Source organism: Isoptericola sp. NPDC057391, assembly GCF_042668085.1.
Taxonomy (GTDB): domain Bacteria; phylum Actinomycetota; class Actinomycetes; order Actinomycetales; family Cellulomonadaceae; genus Isoptericola.
In genome coordinates this window covers 1-16,940 of record NZ_JBHVBO010000085.1, presented here as the reverse complement: position 1 = coordinate 16,940, position 16,940 = coordinate 1, and the positions used below count along the sequence as shown (strand labels likewise).

Here is a 16,940-nt window from a genome sequence, read left to right as displayed (position 1 = left end):
CGGCGGCCCTCGCCGCGTCTCAGCGGGCGCCGGCCGCGGGGGTGGTACCGGCCGCAGCGGCCTCCGACAGGAGGGCCGCGTGCTCGGTGCGGGCGAGCACGTCGCGGATCGTGTCCCGGCTCCGGGTGAGGCAGGCGATCCGGTCCTCGATGCCGACGAGCTCGACGGCGAGCATCTCCGCGACGGTGCGGGGGCAGGTCGGCGCCTCGGACGCGCGCGCCTCCTCCATGTCGAGCAGCACCTTGATGAGGCGGGTGGGGATGCCGGCGCGCACCATCCCGGCGACCCTGGACACTCGCTCGACGTCGTCCTCGGCGTAGGTGCGGTACCCGTTCGCCGCCCGGTCCGCCTCGAGCAGACCCTGCTGCTCGTAGTAGCGCACGAGGCGGGGTGCGACGCCCGTGCGCCGGGCGAGCTCGCCGATCTTCATCGGGCGCCTCCCTGGGTGGTGCGGATCACGTTTGACATTGACATCAATGTCAAACTCTAGCGTCGTCGGCATGACGACTCCACGATCTCCACAGACGTCCACCCGGCTCCCGTGGCCCTCCCTCGTCGTCCTCGGCGCGGCCACGTTCACCATGGTCACGGCCGAGATGCTGCCCACCGCGGTGCTGCCGCAGATGAGCGCCGGCCTCGGGGTGCCCGAGTCGCGCACGGGCCTCCTCGTCTCGGTATGGGCGGCCGTCGTGGTCGTCGCGAGCTTCCCGCTGGTACGCCTGGTGGCGGGCCGGGACCGGCGCGCGGTGATCGCCGTCGCCCTGCTGGCCCTCGCCGCGTCGTCGGTGGCCACCGCGCTCGCGCCCTCCTACGCCGTCGCGGTGGGCGCCCGCCTCGCGGGTGCCGCCGCCGTCGGCCTCCTGTGGGCGAGCGCCAACGCCCACGTCGCCGACCTCGTCCCCGACCGCCTGCTCGCGCGCGCCGTCGCGGTCGTGCTCGGCGGGGCCACGCTCGGCATGGTGCTCGGTACCCCCCTCGCGAGCCTCGTCACCCGGGCCGTGGGCTGGCGCGCGGCGTTCGCCGGGCTCGCCGCGCTGACGCTCCTGGTCGCCGTCCTCGTACGGACGGTGGTCGCGGCTGCCGCGACGGCCGCACCCGCGCCGGACGACGCCCCGCCGGTGGGGCTCGACGGCGCGCCGGCGGGCGGTCGGGGTGCCGGTCCGATGATCGCGGTGACCGCGATCGTCGGCGTCCTCCTCGTCGGCCACTACGGGGCCTACACGTACGTCACCCGGCTCGTCGAGGCCCCGGCCGCCGTCGTGCCCGGCGGCGTCAGCGCGCTGCTGCTCGTGTTCGGGCTCGCGTCCGCGGTGGGCGTGGCGCTCGCCGGACGGTTCGGCACGCGGACCTCCCGCGCGCTCGCGCTGAGCGCGGCCGGGACGGCGCTGGCGCTCCTGGGGCTCCTGGTCGTGGACGCGCACCCCGTCCTCGGCGTGGCGGTCCTGGCCTCGTGGGGCGTGGCGTCCGGCGCGCTGCCGCCCCTGGCGCAGACGCTGATCCTGCGCCTGGGCGGTCCCGAGCGGCGGGGGACGGCGGGCGCGCTGATCCCGGTCGTCTTCAACGGCGGCATCGCGGTGGGCGCGGCGGGGGCGTCCCTGGTCGTCGCGGGGGGAGGGGCGCTCGCGCTGCCCGTCCCGGCGGCCGTCGTGGTGGCGACGACGACGGTCGCGCTCGTCGTCGGCGCGCGGGCCTGGTCGCGCGCGGCGGAGGGCGAGCGCGGCGCGGGCGTCGAGGCGGCGACCGTGCACGGCTGACCCGGGTGGTCGGCCGGCGGAGGTCAGCGGACGGGAGTCAGCAGGCCGGGGCGAGCGCGTCGCCGCTGCCCGTGTTCAGGTACGCGTCGGACACCCAGTTGCTCGGGCCGATGCGGTACCAGAGGTTCGTGGTGCCGCGGGTCCCGGTGACGGTCTGCCCGCGCGCGTGGCACAGGAGCGGCACGCGCGCGGTGTCGGCGGCGGCGCCGGTCCACCGGTAGCCGGTGCCGGGACCGGTGCGGACGTTGAGCGTGCCGCCGTCGGCCGACACGATCCCGGTCCGCGCGGAGCCCTGCCACAGGTAGGTCACGTCGATCCAGGCGTTGGAGCGCAGGCCGAGGCCGTCCCAGTAGGTGCCGTCCGCCAGGTCGATGCCCGCGGGGTTCGTCACGGTGCGCCCGAAGAGGTCCTTGCCGCCGTGATGGCCGAGGCGGTAGGCCGCGGACGCCTGCGGGGTGCCCTTCGGCAGGTCACGGGCGGCGTGCCGGGTGGAGCTCCAGTAGTCGTCGGTGGTGTTCCACGGGCCGACGTCCCAGACCGGGGCGTACTCGCACCGGGTGCTGTCGGCGCGGCAGACCCTCACGGAGAACGCGCCGTCGCCGTCCGCGGACAGCGCCCGTCGTGACGGCAGGGCGACGAAGTGGTCGCGCTTCTCGATCTTGTGGCCGTTCGCGGTGTGCTTGCCCACCAGCCCCTCGCGGGTCGCGAAGATGCGGTGGGTCTCGCCGTCGCTGTCCGCGGCGGCGGGTGCCGCGAGGCCGACGACCGCCCCCGTGACCAGGGCGGCGATCCCGGCGAGGGTGGTCATGGCGCGCTTGCCGACTATCACGCGATAAGTACGCATGTATGCGAACGTAACCGGCGTCACACCCGGGCGCGACCGGGCGAGCGGACTCACCGCCAGGAAGTCAAGCACCCGAGCGGGTGAATTCCTGGCCTCCGCGCGGCGTGTCGCCGGGACGCGGCCGGGGCGAGCACGGCGCCTGCGGCCTGGGATGATGGGCGCCATGCCCGACGTCATGCCCGACCAGCACACCCCCCGCTCCGTCACCCTCCTCGGTTCCACCGGCTCGATCGGCACGCAGGCGATCGACGTCGTGCGCGCCCATCCCGGGCGGTTCCGCGTCGAGGCGCTGAGCGCGGGAGGCTCCGACGTCGTGCTGCTCGCGGAGCAGGTCGCCACCGTGGGGGCGCGTGCCGTCGCGGTCGCGGACGCCTCCCGCGCGGACGACCTGCGGGCCGCACTGGCCGCGCACCCGGGCGTCACGGCCCAGGACGTGGAGGTGCTCGCGGGCCCGGAGGCCGCGACCGAGCTCGCCGGCCGCGGCAGCGACGTCGTGCTCAACGGCATCACCGGGTCCGTGGGCCTGCGACCCACGCTCGCGGCGCTCGCGGGCGGCTCGACGCTGGCGCTGGCGAACAAGGAGTCGCTCGTGGTGGGCGGCTCGCTGGTCAAGGCGGCGGCCGCGCCGGGGCAGATCGTGCCGGTGGACTCCGAGCACTCGGCGATCGCCCAGGCGCTGCGCGGCGGCGCGCGCGACGAGGTGCGGCGGCTGGTCCTCACGGCGTCCGGCGGGCCGTTCCGCGGCCGCAGCCGCGACGACATCAAGAAGGTGACGGTCGACGAGGCGCTCGCCCACCCGACCTGGGCGATGGGGCCGGTGGTGACGGTGAACTCCGCCTCGCTGATGAACAAGGGGCTGGAGCTCATCGAGGCGCACCTGCTGTTCGACGTGTCCGTCGACGACATCACCGTGGTGGTGCACCCGCAGTCGGTGGTGCACTCCATGGTCGAGTTCCACGACGGCTCGACGATAGCGCAGGCCTCCCCGCCGGACATGCGGCTGCCCATCGCGCTCGGCCTGTCCTGGCCGGAGCGGCTCGACGTCGTCTCCCCGCCCTGCGACTGGACGCGCGCCGCGTCCTGGACGTTCGAGCCGCTCGACGAGGAGACGTTCCCCGCGGTCGGGCTGGCGCGCACCGCCGCCGCGGCGTCGGCGACGCACCCCGCCGTCTACAACGCGGCCAACGAGCAGGGCGTCGCCGCCTTCCTCGCCGGGCGCATCGGCTTCCTCGACATCGTCGAGACCGTGGAGCGGGTGCTGGCCGAGCACGACGGCGTCGCCCCCGGCGCCGTCACGCTCGGCGCCGTCGAGGGCGCCGAGCGATGGGCGCGGGCCCGCGCGGACGAGATCCTCGCGCGGTCCTGACGAACCCTCCACGCCCGCGCGCCCGGGGCGTGCCGCGGGACGCCGCGGGTGTCCTAGGCTCGACGCCGTGGACGTTCTCTCCTGGGTGGTCGGCATCGCCGTGATGGTGGTGGGCCTCGCCCTCTCCATCGGCCTGCACGAGCTGGGCCACATGGTGCCCGCGAAGAAGTTCGGCGTGCGGGTGAGCCAGTACATGGTGGGCTTCGGGCCGACGCTCTGGTCGCGCACCAAGGGCGAGACCGAGTACGGCGTCAAGGCGATCCCGCTGGGCGGCTTCGTGCGGATGGTCGGCATGATGCCGCCCGCGCCGGCGGGTGCGCCGCGACGCTCCGGCTTCTTCGGGCAGACGATCGCCGACGCCCGCGACGCGTCGGTGAGCGAGATCCTCCCCGGCGAGGAGCACCGCGCCTTCTACCACCTGTCCACGCCCAAGAAGCTCGTCGTCATGCTCGGTGGCCCGGTGATGAACCTCCTCATCGCGATCGTGCTGACGTTCGTCGTGCTCGTGGGGATCGGGGCGCCGACCGTCACGACGACGGTCGGCGCGGTCAGCGAGTGCACGCCCACGTCGACCACGGCGGACGGGGCACCTGTGTGCGACGACGGCGCCGCGCCCTCCCCGGCGGCCGCCGCGGGCCTGCAGCCGGGCGACGAGATCGTCGAGTGGGACGGTGCGGCGGTGACGTCGTGGGACCAGCTCTCCGGGGCGATCGCGGACGCCCCCGACCAGCAGGTCCCCATGGTCGTGCTGCGCGACGGGGCCGACGTCCCGCTGACCGTCACGACGTCGGACCGGCAGGTCCCCGTGACGGAGGCCGACGGCACCGCGAAGGTCGGCGCCGACGGGCAGCCCGTCACCGAGACGGCCGGGTTCCTGGGCGTCACGCCCACCCAGGAGTACGAGCCGCTGCCGGTCTCGACCGTCCCGGAGGCGGTCTGGCAGCAGGTCTCGGGCACGGCCGGCATGATCGTCACGCTCCCGGTGCGCATCGGCGACGCGGCGGTGCAGGCGTTCACCGACGAGCCGCGGTCGCAGGACTCCGTCGTGTCCGTCGTCGGCGTCGGCCGGATGGCCGTGGACGCCGTCGCCGCGGACGCCCCTGTGATCAGCACGCTGCAGTTCCTGCTGAGCCTGCTGGCCGCGCTCAACGTGGCGCTCTTCGTCTTCAACCTCATCCCGCTGCTGCCGCTGGACGGCGGGCACGTCGTCAACGCCCTCTACGAGGGCGCCAAGCGCACCGTCGCGCGGCTGCGCGGCCTCCCGCGGCCCGGTCCGGCCGACGTCGCGCGGATGATGCCGGTGGCCTACGTGATGTTCGTCGTGCTCGTCGGCACGGGGGCGATCCTCATCGTCGCGGACCTGGTGGACCCGGTCCGCCTGGGCTGACGGCCCGGCCCGGGCCGGGCCGCGCCGGTGAAGGTCGTGCGGACGAAGGCGCGGGGATTCCGTGCCCGTGCGGTGCCCGCGTGCGTAGCACCCGCCCGCAGGCGCGATACTGGCACCGTGACTGCGATCAATCTCGGCATGCCCGCACCGCCCGCACCCACGCTGGCCCCCCGCCGCAAGTCCCGCAAGATCCAGGTGGGCAAGGTGGCCGTCGGCGGTGACGCGCCGATCAGCATCCAGTCGATGACGACGACCCCGACCACGGACATCAACGCGACGCTGCAGCAGATCGCGGAGCTGACCGCCGCGGGCTGCGACATCGTGCGCGTCGCGGTGCCGACGTCCGACGACGCGGACGCGCTGCCCGCCATCGCGAAGAAGTCGCAGATCCCCGTCATCGCGGACATCCACTTCCAGCCCAAGTACGTGTTCGCCGCGATCGACGCCGGCTGCGCCGCCGTGCGCGTGAACCCGGGCAACATCCGCAAGTTCGACGACCAGGTCAAGGAGATCGCGCAGGCGGCCTCCGACGCCGGGGTCTCGCTGCGGATCGGCGTCAACGCCGGCTCGCTCGACAAGCGCCTCCTGGAGAAGTACGGCAAGCCCACCGCGGAGGCCCTCGTGGAGTCCGCCGTGTGGGAGGCCTCGCTGTTCGAGGAGCACGGCTTCCACGACTTCAAGATCTCCGTGAAGCACAACGACCCCGTGGTCATGGTGCGCGCCTACGAGCTGCTCGCGCAGCGCGGCGACTGGCCGCTGCACCTCGGCGTCACCGAGGCGGGCCCGGCGTTCCAGGGCACGATCAAGTCGGCCACCGCGTTCGGCGCCCTGCTCAGCCAGGGCATCGGAGACACGATCCGGGTGTCGCTCTCGGCGCCGCCGGTCGAGGAGGTCAAGGTCGGCACGCAGATCCTGCAGGCGCTCAACCTGCGCCCGCGCAAGCTCGAGATCGTCTCCTGCCCGTCGTGCGGCCGCGCCCAGGTGGACGTCTACACGCTCGCGGAGAAGGTCACGGCGGGCCTCGAGGGCATGACGGTGCCGCTGCGCGTCGCGGTCATGGGCTGCGTCGTCAACGGCCCGGGCGAGGCGCGCGAGGCGGACCTCGGCGTCGCGTCCGGCAACGGCAAGGGCCAGATCTTCGTCAAGGGCGAGGTCATCAAGACCGTCCCGGAGGCGATGATCGTCGAGACCCTCATCGAGGAGGCGATGCGCATCGCCGAGACGATGCCCGCCCCCGAGAACGAGGCGCAGGCCGGGGCCCCGGAGGTCACGGTCGGCTGACAGGTCGCTCGCGGAGGCGGCACGGAGAGGCCGCGTCGGGGGACGATGGGCAGGGCCCACGGCGGCGAAGGGGGCGTGATGGGCGGCTGGCGACCGGCGGTGCGGGCGCACGGCGACGCGCGCGGCATCGACGTGCGCCGGCCCCGCGCCCGCGTCCTCGGGCAGGAGGACCTTCCCGAGGCGCGCGCCCTGTGCGCCCGCGACCCGGTGACGTCGGTGCTCGCGGCGGCGCGCCTCGAGGTCGCGGCGGTGGCGGGCTTCGCCGCGGCCGGTGGCCAGGCGTGGGGCTTCCCGGCGACGGGCCCGCTCGTCGCGGTCTGCTGGTCCGGCGCGAACCTCGTCCCCGTGCTGGCACCGGACCTCGTGGGTGGTGACGCGGACGACGCCGTCGCCGCGTTCGCCGCCACGGCCCGCGCCCAAGGGCGGCGCTCGTCGTCGATCGTGGGGGACCGGACGGCGGCCCTCGCGCTGTGGGAGCTGCTCGCGCCCCGCTGGCCCCCGGCGCGCGAGGTGCGCGCCGACCAGCCGTCGCTCGCGATCGCGCGCGACCCGGACGTGGAGCCGGACCCGGAGGTCCGGCGCTCGACCCTCGCCGAGGTGGACGCGGTGCTGCCCGCGTGCGTGCGGATGTTCGCGGAGGAGGTCGGGTACGCGCCGGCCGCGTCGCCCGGCAGCGCGTACGCCCTGCGCGTGCGCTCGCTCGTGGCCGAGGGGCGGTCGTTCGTGCGCACGGAGCCGGCCGGCCCGGCGACCGGCCCGGACACGGGGCCGGGGCCGTTCGTCGCCTTCAAGGCCGAGCTGGGCGCGGTGGCCGGCGGCGTCGCCCAGGTGCAGGGCGTGTGGGTCGACCCGTTGCGCCGTGGGCGCGGCCTGGCCGCACCGGGCATGGCCGCCGTCGTCGTCGCGACGCGGCGCGAGGTGGCTCCCGTGGTCTCCCTGTACGTCAACGCGTTCAACGCCCCGGCGCTCGCCACCTACCGGCGCGTGGGCTTCGAGCAGGTCGGCACGTTCACGACGGTGCTGTTCTGACGCGCGGGTCGACGTGCCCGACGGTTACCGCTTCCGTCCGGATCGTGAGATGGTACGCGGCGTGACGACGCATGCGACGCGGGATGCACCCAGGACCGAGGCGCCGGCGGGTGCCCGATGAGGGCGCTGTACAAGCCGGGCGCCGGCACCGGCCTGGAGCTGGTGGAGCGCCCCGAGCCGGAGGCCGGCATCGGCGACGTGAAGATCCGCGTGCTGCGCACCGGCATCTGCGGCACCGACCTGCACATCGACCGCTGGGACGACTGGGCCGCGTCGACGATCGCGGCGCCGCTGGTGCCGGGCCACGAGTTCGTCGGCGAGGTCGTCGAGGTCGGGGAGACGGTGCACGACGTCGCCGTGGGCGACCTCGTCTCCGGCGAGGGGCACATCGTGTGCGGCACGTGCCGCAACTGCCGCGCCGGCCGCCGCCAGATGTGCATCCGCACGCAGGGCCTGGGCCTGCACCGCGACGGCGCGTTCGCCGAGTACGTCGTGCTGCCCGCCACGAACGTGTGGGTGCACCACGCCGAGGTCGACCTGGACGTCGCCGCGATCTTCGACCCGCTCGGCAACGCGGTCCACACCGCGCTCGCGTTCCCGGTGATCGGCGAGGACGTGCTGGTGTCCGGCTGCGGGCCCATCGGGCTCATGGCGATCGCGGTCGCCCGGCACGCCGGCGCCCACCTGGTCGTGGGCACGGACGTCAGCCCGGCGCGGCTCGAGATGGCGAAGGCGATGGGCGCGGACGCCGCGCTCGACGTGCGCACGGCGCGGGTCGCCGACGCGCAGCGCGAGCTCGGCCTGCGCGAGGGGTTCGACGTCGGGTTCGAGATGAGCGGCGCGCCGAGCGCGCTGCCGGAGATGATCGCGAACATGAACCACGGTGGGCGGATCGCGATGCTCGGCCTGCCGACGGGGCCGATCGCCGTCGACTGGGGGACGGTCGTGACCCACATGCTCACCCTCAAGGGCATCTACGGCCGGGAGATGTTCGAGACGTGGCAGGCGATGGACGCGATGCTGCGCACCAGCGCGACGTTGCGGACGGCGATCGCGTCGGTCGTCACCGACCGGCTCCCCGCGAGCCGCTGGCGCGAGGGCTTCGAGGCCGCGGCCTCCGCGCACGGCGGCAAGGTCGTGCTCGACTGGACGGACTGGGGAGACGGCGGCGCGAGCGGCGCGTCCGACGCCGGCGCGGAGAGGAAGGCGTAGCGATGTACGGGACGTTCCGGGAGCACCTGGCGGGTCAGCTGGCCGAGATCGAGCGCGCGGGCCTGACGAAGCACGAGCGCGGCATCACCGGGCCGCAGGGCGCGCGCATCCGCGCCGACGGCGCCGAGCTGCTGAACTTCTGCGCCAACAACTACCTCGGGCTGGCCGACGACCCGCGCATCGTCGCGGCGGCGCGCCATGCCCTCGACACGTGGGGCTACGGCCTGGCCAGCGTCCGGTTCATCTGCGGCACCCAGGACCAGCACCGCGCCCTGGAGCAGCGGCTGGCGGGCTTCCTGGGGACCGACGACTCGATCCTGTTCTCGTCCTGCTTCGACGCCAACGGCGGGGTGTTCGAGACGCTGTTCGGCGCCGACGACGCGATCGTGTCGGACGCGCTCAACCACGCCTCGCTCATCGACGGCATCCGGCTGTCGAAGGCCGCCCGGTTCCGCTACCGCAACCGGGACATGGCCGACCTGGAGGACCAGCTCCGCGCGGCGCGCGACGGCGGCGCCCGCCACGTCGTGATCGTCACGGACGGCGTGTTCTCGATGGACGGCTACCTCGCGCCGTTGCGCGAGATCTGCGACCTCGCCGACCGGTACTCCGCGCTCGTCCTGGTGGACGACTCGCACGCGGTGGGGTTCATGGGCGACCACGGCCGGGGCACGCCCGAGCTGCTCGGCGTCGCGGACCGGGTGGACATCCTCACCGGCACCTTCGGCAAGGCCCTCGGCGGCGCGTCCGGGGGCTACGTCGCGGCGCACCAGGAGATCGTCGACCTGCTGCGCCAGCGCGCCCGCCCGTACCTGTTCTCGAACACGCTCGCCCCGACGATCGTGGCGGGCACCCTCACGGCGCTCGACCTCGTCGAGGGGTCCGGGGACCTGCGCGCGCGCCTGACCGAGAACGCCGCCCTGTTCCGCCGGCTCATGACCGAGGCGGGCTTCGACCTGCTGCCGGGTGAGCACCCGATCGTGCCGGTGATGTTCGGCGACGCCGTGCTCGCGGCGAAGGTGGCGGCGGCGATGGGGGAGCGCGGCGTGTACGTCACGGCGTTCAGCTTCCCGGTCGTGCCGCGCGGCGAGGCCCGCATCCGCGTGCAGCTCTCCGCCGCGCACACGCCCGAGCAGGTCCGCGCGTGCGTCGACGCCTTCGTGGCCTCGCGCGAGGCGGTCGCGGCCGGCTGACCCGTCGCGGGCGCCGGCTACTTCAGCAGCCTCGACATCCGCCGGTCGGCGAGCACCTGCCCGCCGGTCTGGCAGGTGGCGCAGTACTGCAGCGAGCGGTCGGCGAAGCTCACCTCGCGCACGACGTCGCCGCAGACCGGGCACGCCTCGCCCGTGCGGCCGTGCACGCGCATCCCGGCCCGCTTGGCGTCCTTGAGCTCCTTGGCCGGCTTGCCCGACGACGCCGCGACGGCCTCGCGCAGCGTGGTCACGACGGCGTCGTGCAGCGCCGCGACCTCGTCCGGGGTGAACGACCGGGTGAGCTTGAACGGCGAGACCCGCGCGACGTGCAGGATCTCGTCGGAGTAGGCGTTGCCGATGCCGGCGATCGCGCGCTGGTCGCGCAGCAGGCCCTTGACCTGCTGGTTCCTGTCCTGCATGAGCGCGGCGAGCGCCTCGGCCGTGAAGTCGTCCGAGAGCGGGTCGACGCCGAGCGTGGCGACCTGCTCGACCTCCTGCGGGTCCCGCACCACGTGCACGGCCAGGCGCTTGCGGGTGCCCGCCTCGGTGAGGTCGAAGCCGGCGCCGTCGTCGAGCCGTACCCGCAGGGCCAGCGCCGCCCCGCGCGAGGACCCGCCCATCCGGGGGCGCACCGGCGTCGTGGGCGCCTGGTCCGACCAGCGCACCCAGCCGCCGCGGGACAGGTGGAAGAGCAGGTGCAGCTCCTCGCCGTCCGGGCCGGCCGCGAGGTCGATCCACTTGCCGTGGCGCGTGACGCCGCGGACCTCTCGCCCGACGAGCGCGGTCACGGGCGGGTCGAAGGTCTTGAGCGCGGCGATGGCCGCGACGTCGGCGGCGGCGACGCGGTGGCCGGACGCACGAGCGTCGAGGAACTCCGCCAGCGCCTGCACCTCGGGAAGCTCGGGCATGCCGCCATGCTGCCAGCCGGGCCCGACGCCGACCAGGGGAGGGCTGGGCCGGCCGCGCTGGACCGCGCCGACCGCGGCGCCCGGGGGAGCGGCGGGAACTGGCGTGCGGCGCCGCTAGGCTGGCCCCCATGTCGATCGCGTCCGCCCGTCAGCCCCAGGGCGACCTGCTCCGCCTGTCCCAGCTCTTCGTCCGCACCCTGCGCGAGGACCCGGCCGACGCCGAGGTCGCGAGCCACCGCCTGCTGGTGCGGGCCGGCTACATCCGCCGCGCCGCCCCCGGCATCTACACCTGGCTGCCGCTGGGCCTGCGGGTCCTCGCCAAGGTCGAGGCCGTGGTGCGCGAGGAGATGGACGCGATCGGCGCGCAGGAGGTGCACTTCCCGGCGCTGCTGCCGCGCGAGCCCTACGAGGCCTCCGGCCGCTGGACCGAGTACGGCCCCAACCTCTTCCGGCTGCAGGACCGCAAGGAGGCCGACTACCTCCTCGCGCCCACGCACGAGGAGATGTTCACGCTGCTGGTGAAGGACCTGTACTCCTCGTACAAGGACCTGCCCCTGGCGCTGTACCAGATCCAGACCAAGTACCGCGACGAGGCGCGGCCGCGCGCGGGCCTCATCCGCGGGCGCGAGTTCATCATGAAGGACTCGTACTCGTTCGACGTCGACGACGCGGGCCTGGACGCGAGCTACGCCAAGCACCGTGCCGCCTACCAGCGGATCTTCGACCGCTTCGGCTTCGAGTACGTCATCGTGTCGGCGCACGCCGGCGCGATGGGCGGCTCCAAGTCGGAGGAGTTCCTGGCGAAGTCCCCCATCGGCGAGGACACGTACGTCGAGTGCAAGGCCTGCGGGTACGCGGCCAACGTCGAGGCCGCGAAGGCGCCCGTGCCCGACCCGGTCCCCTACGAGGGCACCGCGGCCGCGCACGTCGAGGACACCCCGGGCACGCCGACGATCGACTCGCTGGTCGACCACCTCAACGAGCGCTTCCCCCGCGACGACCGCCCCTGGACGGCGGGGGACACGCTCAAGAACGTCCTGTTCCGGCTGGACCACCCCGACGGCAGCACCGAGGCCGTCGCGATCGGCGTCCCCGGCGACCGCGAGGTGGACGTCAAGCGCATGGAGGCCGCGTTCTACCCGGCCGAGTTCACGCCGTTCGGCGACGCGGACTTCGCCGCCCGCCCGGACCTCGCCAAGGGGTACATCGGCCCCGGTGCGCTGGGCGAGGACAAGCCGTCGAAGGTCCGGTACCTGCTCGACCCCCGCGTGGTCGAGGGCACCCGCTGGGTGACCGGGGCCGACCGCCCCGGCCGGCACGTGCTCGACCTGGTCGCCGGCCGCGACTTCTCCTCCGACGGCACGATCGAGGTGGCCGAGGTGTGGCCGGGCGACCCGTGCCCGAACGGCGACGGCATCCTCGAGACGGCCCGCGGCATCGAGATGGGGCACGTGTTCCAGCTCGGCCGCAAGTTCGCCGAGGCGCTCGACCTCAAGGTGCTGGACGAGAACGGCAAGGCCGTCACCGTCACGATGGGCTCCTACGGCGTGGGCGTCACGCGTGCCGTGGCCGCGATCGCCGAGGGCAACCACGACGACAAGGGCCTCGCCTGGCCCGCCCAGGTGGCGCCCGCGCACGTGCACGTCGTCGCGACCGGCAAGGGCACGGAGGTGTTCGAGGCCGCGGAGAAGCTCGCCACCGAGCTGGTCGACGCGGGCGTCGAGGTCATCTACGACGACCGCCCCAAGGTCTCGCCCGGCGTGAAGTTCGCGGACGCGGAGCTCTTCGGCGTGCCGCTGATCGTCGTCGTCGGCCGCGGCCTCGCCGACGGCCTGGTGGAGGTGCGCCCGCGCGCCGGCGCGTCGGAGCAGGTCCCGGTGGCCGACGCCGCGCGCGTCGTGACCGAGCGCGTCGCCGCCCTGCTGGCAGGCTGACCCGCCCCGCGGACCGTCCCGCGGGAGGTCAGGCGGCCGCGTCGTCCTCGGCCTGCTCCGGCAGGCCGGGGAACGGCTCGGGCTCCGCGCCCCAGTCGTCGAGGGTCACCGCGGCGTCGACCAGCAGGTCGACGAGCACCCCGCGGGTGCCGGCCGCCGTCGTGCCGACGAGGGTCGCGTAGTCGGTGGCGAGGCGGTTCTCCAGGTCGATCACCAGCGCCGCGTCGCCCTGGTCCGCGACCCGCGGCACGGTGTAGGCGGCGCGGCGCGGGTCGTCCGCGGTGGACTGGACCCCCGCCACGGCGGCCCACCCGTCCGCCCGCTGCGCGTGGGCCGCGACCCGCTCGAGCAGCCGCTCGCGCGTCGCGCCCGAGCCGATCGCCGCGCGCAGCTGCAGCGCGTACCGGGTCGCGTCCTCCGACACGACGAGCGTGCTCAGGTCCTGGGGCGTGAGCCCCTCGGGCACCGTCGCGTCGTCCGCCTCCCCGCCGTCCGAGTCTCCGCCGTCCGAGTCTCCGCCGTCCGAGTCTCCGCCGTCCGAGTCTCCGCCGTCCGAGTCCCCGCTGTCCGCCTGCCCGCCGTCCGGCTCTGTGGCCGTGGAGTCGACCGTCGGCGCGTCGGGGGAGGGCGCCTCCTGCTCGTCCTGCCCCTCGGCCTGGTCGGCCTCCGTCGGCTCCGGCACGCGGGGGGCGACGACGCCGGGTCCGGCGACGTCGACCAGTGCCGCGAGGCGCTCGCCCGAGACGGTCTGCGCCGCACCGACCGAGGCCAGCAGCCGGGCCAGCGGCCCGTCGGCCGTGGTCCCGGCGGCGGTGCGCGACCGGGCGGCCGCGTCGTCGAGCGTCTGCACGACGTCGGCCGGTGTCGCCCTGTCCCAGGCCGAGGACTGCGGGTCGGTGGGCGCGCCGGTGGCGAGACCGGAGTCGTACTCGCCGCCCAGTGCCTCCGCCTGCTCGCGGGAGGCCGCGGCGATGCGCGTGAGCTCGGCGACGACGCGCTTGCGCGACGTGGGCACCTCCTCGAGCGCGGCCTCGGCGCCGTCGGCCACCAGGAGGGCGTCCGACACGGCGGTGCGGCGCACCACCTCGAGGCTGTCGGGCACCGGCTCGCCCGCGGGAGGGGCCTCCAGCCGCACCCCGCACCCGGCCAGGAGCCCGACTGCCAGCAGCGCCCCCGCGGCAGCCGCCAGGGGGCGGCGCCGGGCGGTGGTCGAGGCCACGCCGGTCACGTCGTCGGCGACGCACCGGTCGGGGGCGGGCTGAGGTTCCATCGAGGCCGATGATGCCACGCGCGCGGCCCCGCCCGTGTGACGTTCCTCCGCCCGGCGCAGCCGCCGGACGGCGCGGGACGGGCCCGTCGTTCGTTACGCTGGTCGCTGCACACAACGACACACCGGCCGCGGGACGTCCCGGCGCGGGAGCACACGGCAGTCCACGACGTGACCCACGGGAGGCAGGGATGGCAGCGCAGCACGGCCGCACGACGGCGGGCGGGGCGAAGGCCGAGGCGGTGCGGCGGGTCGTGACCCCGGCGGTCGACGCCGCGGGCCTGTACCTCGAGGACGTGGTCGTCACGCAGGCCGGCGCGAAGTCGGTCGTGCGCGTCACCGTGGACCTGCCGGAGGACGTGCTGGGCAGCCTCGACTCCGACACCCTCGGCGACGTCTCGCGCGCGATCTCCGCCGCACTGGACGCCGACGACGTCGTCCCCGGCGCGTACACGCTCGAGATCTCGACGCCCGGCACCTCCCGGCCCCTGACGGAGCTGCGCCACTTCCGGCGCGCCCGGGGCCGCCTGGTGGTGCTGCGGCTGCGCGCCGGCAGCACGACGTCGGGCCGGCTGGTGGAGGTCGACGCCGGGGCGGGCGACGACGCGGAGCTCGTGCTGGAGGACGGCACCCGGGTGCCCGTCGCCGACGTGCGCCAGGGCAAGATCGAGGTCGAGCTGAAGCGCCTGGACGAGGCGACCGGCGACGCAGACCCGGAGACAGACACGGACACGGGCGCCGCCCGGGACGACATCACGGGCTCTGCCCGTCACGAGGAGGGCTGACGATGGACATCGACATGAGCACGCTTCGGCTGCTGGAGCGGGAGCGGGACATCAGCCTCGACGTCCTCGTGGCGGCGATCGAGCAGGCGCTGCTGTCGGCCTACCACCGCACTCCCGACGCCTACTCGCACGCCCGTGTCGAGGTGGACCGCAAGTCCGGCCACGTCGCCGTGTGGGCGCGCGAGGAGATCCGCACGCCGGACCCCGAGGACCCGGAGGCGCGGCCCACGATCGAGCTGGGGCCCGAGTTCGACCACACGCCGGCCGACTTCGGCCGCATCGCGACCGCGACGGCCCGGCAGGTCATCGTGCAGCGGCTGCGCGACGCCGAGGACGACCAGGTGCTCGGCATGTTCCGCGGCAAGGAGGGCGAGGTCCTCGCCGGCGTCATCCAGCAGGGCCGTGACCCGCGCGTCGTCCTCGTGGACGTGGGCGGCACGGAGGCCGTGCTACCCCCGCACGAGCAGGTGCCCACGGAGGAGTACGTGCACGGCGAGCGGCTGCGCGCCTACGTGGTCGAGGTGTCCCGCGGCATGAAGGGCGCCCAGGTGGTGCTGAGCCGCACGCACCCGGGCCTCGTGCGCAAGCTCTTCGAGCTCGAGGTCCCGGAGATCGCGGACGGCGCCGTCGAGATCACGGCGATCGCCCGTGAGGCGGGGCACCGGTCCAAGGTCGCCGTCCGGTCCAAGGTGGCGGGCCTGAACGCCAAGGGCGCCTGCATCGGCCCGATGGGCGCGCGCGTGCGCGCCGTGATGGCGGAGCTGCACGGGGAGAAGATCGACATCGTCGACCACAGCGACGACCCCGCCCGCTTCGTGGCCAACGCGCTCTCGCCCGCCCGTGTGACCTCCGTCACGGTGGTCGACGCGGACGCCAAGGCCGCGCGGGCCGTCGTGCCCGACTACCAGCTGTCGCTCGCGATCGGCAAGGAGGGGCAGAACGCCCGTCTCGCCGCGAAGCTGACGGGCTGGCGGATCGACATCCGCTCGGACGAGGGGGCACCTGCCGGCGACGGCGCGGCGGGCGACGACGCAGGTGGCGCCGCGGCGAGCCGCGGGGCCGAGGGCTGAGGTCGGTCACGGCACGTGGGTCGTCGCGCTAGACTGTCGGGGACCGGGCCACGCGCCCAGCCCTCGACCTCCCCACGTACCCCTCCGGAGACCTCCGGCCCGGTACGGACGTGCGTCGGGTGCAGGGAGCGTGACCAGCGGTCCGCTCTTCTGCGGCTGGTGCTCGAGCCGTCGGGACGCGAGGAGGTCCTCGTGGTCGACGTGCGAGGGTGCCTGCCGGGGCGTGGCGCCTGGATCCATCCGACGTCCGCCTGCCTGACGCTCGCCGAGCGTCGTCGGGCCGTGCCGCGCGCGCTGCGCGTCACCGGTCCCCTCGACCTCTCCGGAGTCAGGGAACACCTGGAGCGGCGAGACCGTTGAGTCCCTCCGGTCCGCACCGCCACCCGGCGGCCGGACCATCGCGACCGAGCACGCTCGGCCGCACCCACTGAAGTCGACAAGGAAGCGGGTCAGAAGCCGATGGGCACCCGATGAGTTCCGTGCGATGAGTACTCGGTACTAACGACGGTCCTCCCTGTCTCGCAGGAGGGCCGAGACAGGAGAGTTGTGGCGAAGATCCGCGTTCACGAGCTGGCCAAGCAGCTCGGGGTGGAGAGCAAGACCCTGCTCGCCGACCTGAAGTCGGCGGGCGAGTTCGTCCGTTCGGCGTCCTCGACGCTCGAGGCACCGGTCGAGCGAGCCATGCGCGACAAGTACAAGGACGCGGCCCCCGCGTCCTCGGTGGCCCCGGCGAGCAAGGCCGAGCAGAAGCCTGCTCCGGCGAAGCCCGCCCCCAAGCCCGCGCAGAAGCCGACCCCCGCGCCCGAGGCCGAGGCGCCCGCCGCTCCGGCGGCGGCCGCGACCCCCGCCGCGGCGGCGCCGGAGGCCCCGGCCAAGCCCGCCGCCCGTCCCGGCGCGCCGACCCCTGGTC

At 74.8% G+C, this 16,940-nt stretch carries 16 protein-coding genes; 12 read left to right on the top strand and 4 right to left on the bottom strand.

Going from position 1 to position 16,940, the window contains the following annotated elements; all coding sequences use genetic code 11:
• Positions 1–19: 19 nt before the first annotated feature.
• Positions 20–430, bottom strand: a complete 411-nt coding sequence (locus ACFUVW_RS12125; RefSeq protein WP_430571578.1) for a MerR family transcriptional regulator — start codon at positions 428–430, stop codon at positions 20–22.
• A 70-nt stretch (positions 431–500) separates the two neighbouring features.
• On the opposite strand from ACFUVW_RS12125, the gene ACFUVW_RS12120 reads away from it, so the two are divergent.
• Entirely contained in the window at positions 501–1,754 is a 1,254-nt protein-coding gene (locus tag ACFUVW_RS12120) for an MFS transporter (RefSeq protein ID WP_430571577.1), read from the top strand.
• A gap of 37 nt (positions 1,755–1,791) precedes the next feature.
• On the opposite strand, the gene ACFUVW_RS12115 is transcribed toward ACFUVW_RS12120, so the two are convergent.
• Positions 1,792–2,598 carry a hypothetical protein gene (locus ACFUVW_RS12115; RefSeq protein ID WP_430571576.1) on the bottom strand — a complete coding sequence of 269 codons (807 nt, stop codon included), beginning with the start codon at positions 2,596–2,598 and terminating at the stop codon, positions 1,792–1,794.
• Positions 2,599–2,761: 163 nt separating this feature from the next.
• Here ACFUVW_RS12115 and dxr point away from each other — a divergent pair, with 163 nt between their 5' ends.
• From dxr to ACFUVW_RS12085, 6 genes are all read left to right on the top strand, one after another.
• Positions 2,762–3,964 carry a 1-deoxy-D-xylulose-5-phosphate reductoisomerase gene (gene dxr, locus ACFUVW_RS12110; protein ID WP_430571575.1) on the top strand — a complete coding sequence of 401 codons (1,203 nt, stop codon included), beginning with the start codon at positions 2,762–2,764 and terminating at the stop codon, positions 3,962–3,964.
• A 67-nt stretch (positions 3,965–4,031) separates the two neighbouring features.
• Positions 4,032–5,351 (top strand): M50 family metallopeptidase, encoded by a 1,320-nt coding sequence (locus ACFUVW_RS12105; RefSeq protein ID WP_430571574.1) that lies wholly within the window; start codon positions 4,032–4,034, stop codon positions 5,349–5,351.
• Positions 5,352–5,489: 138 nt separating this feature from the next.
• On the top strand, positions 5,490–6,632 hold the full coding sequence (gene ispG, locus ACFUVW_RS12100) for a flavodoxin-dependent (E)-4-hydroxy-3-methylbut-2-enyl-diphosphate synthase (protein WP_430571579.1): 1,143 nt from the start codon (positions 5,490–5,492) through the stop codon (positions 6,630–6,632).
• Between the two features lie 78 nt (positions 6,633–6,710).
• Positions 6,711–7,661 (top strand): GNAT family N-acetyltransferase, encoded by a 951-nt coding sequence (locus ACFUVW_RS12095; protein ID WP_430571573.1) that lies wholly within the window; start codon positions 6,711–6,713, stop codon positions 7,659–7,661.
• Between the two features lie 117 nt (positions 7,662–7,778).
• Positions 7,779–8,873: an L-threonine 3-dehydrogenase gene (tdh, locus tag ACFUVW_RS12090; RefSeq protein WP_430571572.1), complete on the top strand. Its 1,095-nt coding sequence runs from the start codon at positions 7,779–7,781 to the stop codon at positions 8,871–8,873.
• Between the two features lie 2 nt (positions 8,874–8,875).
• Positions 8,876–10,066: a glycine C-acetyltransferase gene (locus tag ACFUVW_RS12085; protein WP_430571571.1), complete on the top strand. Its 1,191-nt coding sequence runs from the start codon at positions 8,876–8,878 to the stop codon at positions 10,064–10,066.
• 17 nt (positions 10,067–10,083) lie between these two features.
• On the opposite strand, the gene ACFUVW_RS12080 is transcribed toward ACFUVW_RS12085, so the two are convergent.
• Positions 10,084–10,974, bottom strand: a complete 891-nt coding sequence (locus ACFUVW_RS12080; RefSeq protein ID WP_430571570.1) for an Fpg/Nei family DNA glycosylase — start codon at positions 10,972–10,974, stop codon at positions 10,084–10,086.
• A gap of 128 nt (positions 10,975–11,102) precedes the next feature.
• On the opposite strand from ACFUVW_RS12080, the gene ACFUVW_RS12075 reads away from it, so the two are divergent.
• Positions 11,103–12,908, top strand: a complete 1,806-nt coding sequence (locus ACFUVW_RS12075; RefSeq protein WP_430571569.1) for a proline--tRNA ligase — start codon at positions 11,103–11,105, stop codon at positions 12,906–12,908.
• 28 nt (positions 12,909–12,936) lie between these two features.
• On the opposite strand, the gene ACFUVW_RS12070 is transcribed toward ACFUVW_RS12075, so the two are convergent.
• Complete coding sequence (locus tag ACFUVW_RS12070; RefSeq protein ID WP_430571568.1) at positions 12,937–14,178, bottom strand: DUF4439 domain-containing protein; 1,242 nt, start codon at positions 14,176–14,178, stop codon at positions 12,937–12,939.
• 188 nt (positions 14,179–14,366) lie between these two features.
• Between ACFUVW_RS12070 and rimP the strand changes: the two genes are divergently transcribed.
• The 4 genes from rimP to ACFUVW_RS12050 form a co-directional block, all read left to right on the top strand.
• Positions 14,367–14,960 (top strand): ribosome maturation factor RimP, encoded by a 594-nt coding sequence (rimP, locus tag ACFUVW_RS12065; RefSeq protein WP_430571567.1) that lies wholly within the window; start codon positions 14,367–14,369, stop codon positions 14,958–14,960.
• Positions 14,961–14,962: 2 nt separating this feature from the next.
• Positions 14,963–16,030: a transcription termination factor NusA gene (gene nusA, locus ACFUVW_RS12060; protein WP_430571566.1), complete on the top strand. Its 1,068-nt coding sequence runs from the start codon at positions 14,963–14,965 to the stop codon at positions 16,028–16,030.
• Positions 16,031–16,045: 15 nt separating this feature from the next.
• Positions 16,046–16,390, top strand: a complete 345-nt coding sequence (locus tag ACFUVW_RS12055) for a YlxR family protein (RefSeq protein ID WP_430571565.1) — start codon at positions 16,046–16,048, stop codon at positions 16,388–16,390.
• Positions 16,391–16,576: 186 nt separating this feature from the next.
• Positions 16,577–16,940: translation initiation factor IF-2 N-terminal domain-containing protein (locus ACFUVW_RS12050; protein WP_430571564.1), on the top strand; the 364-nt coding region annotated here is incomplete at its 3' end.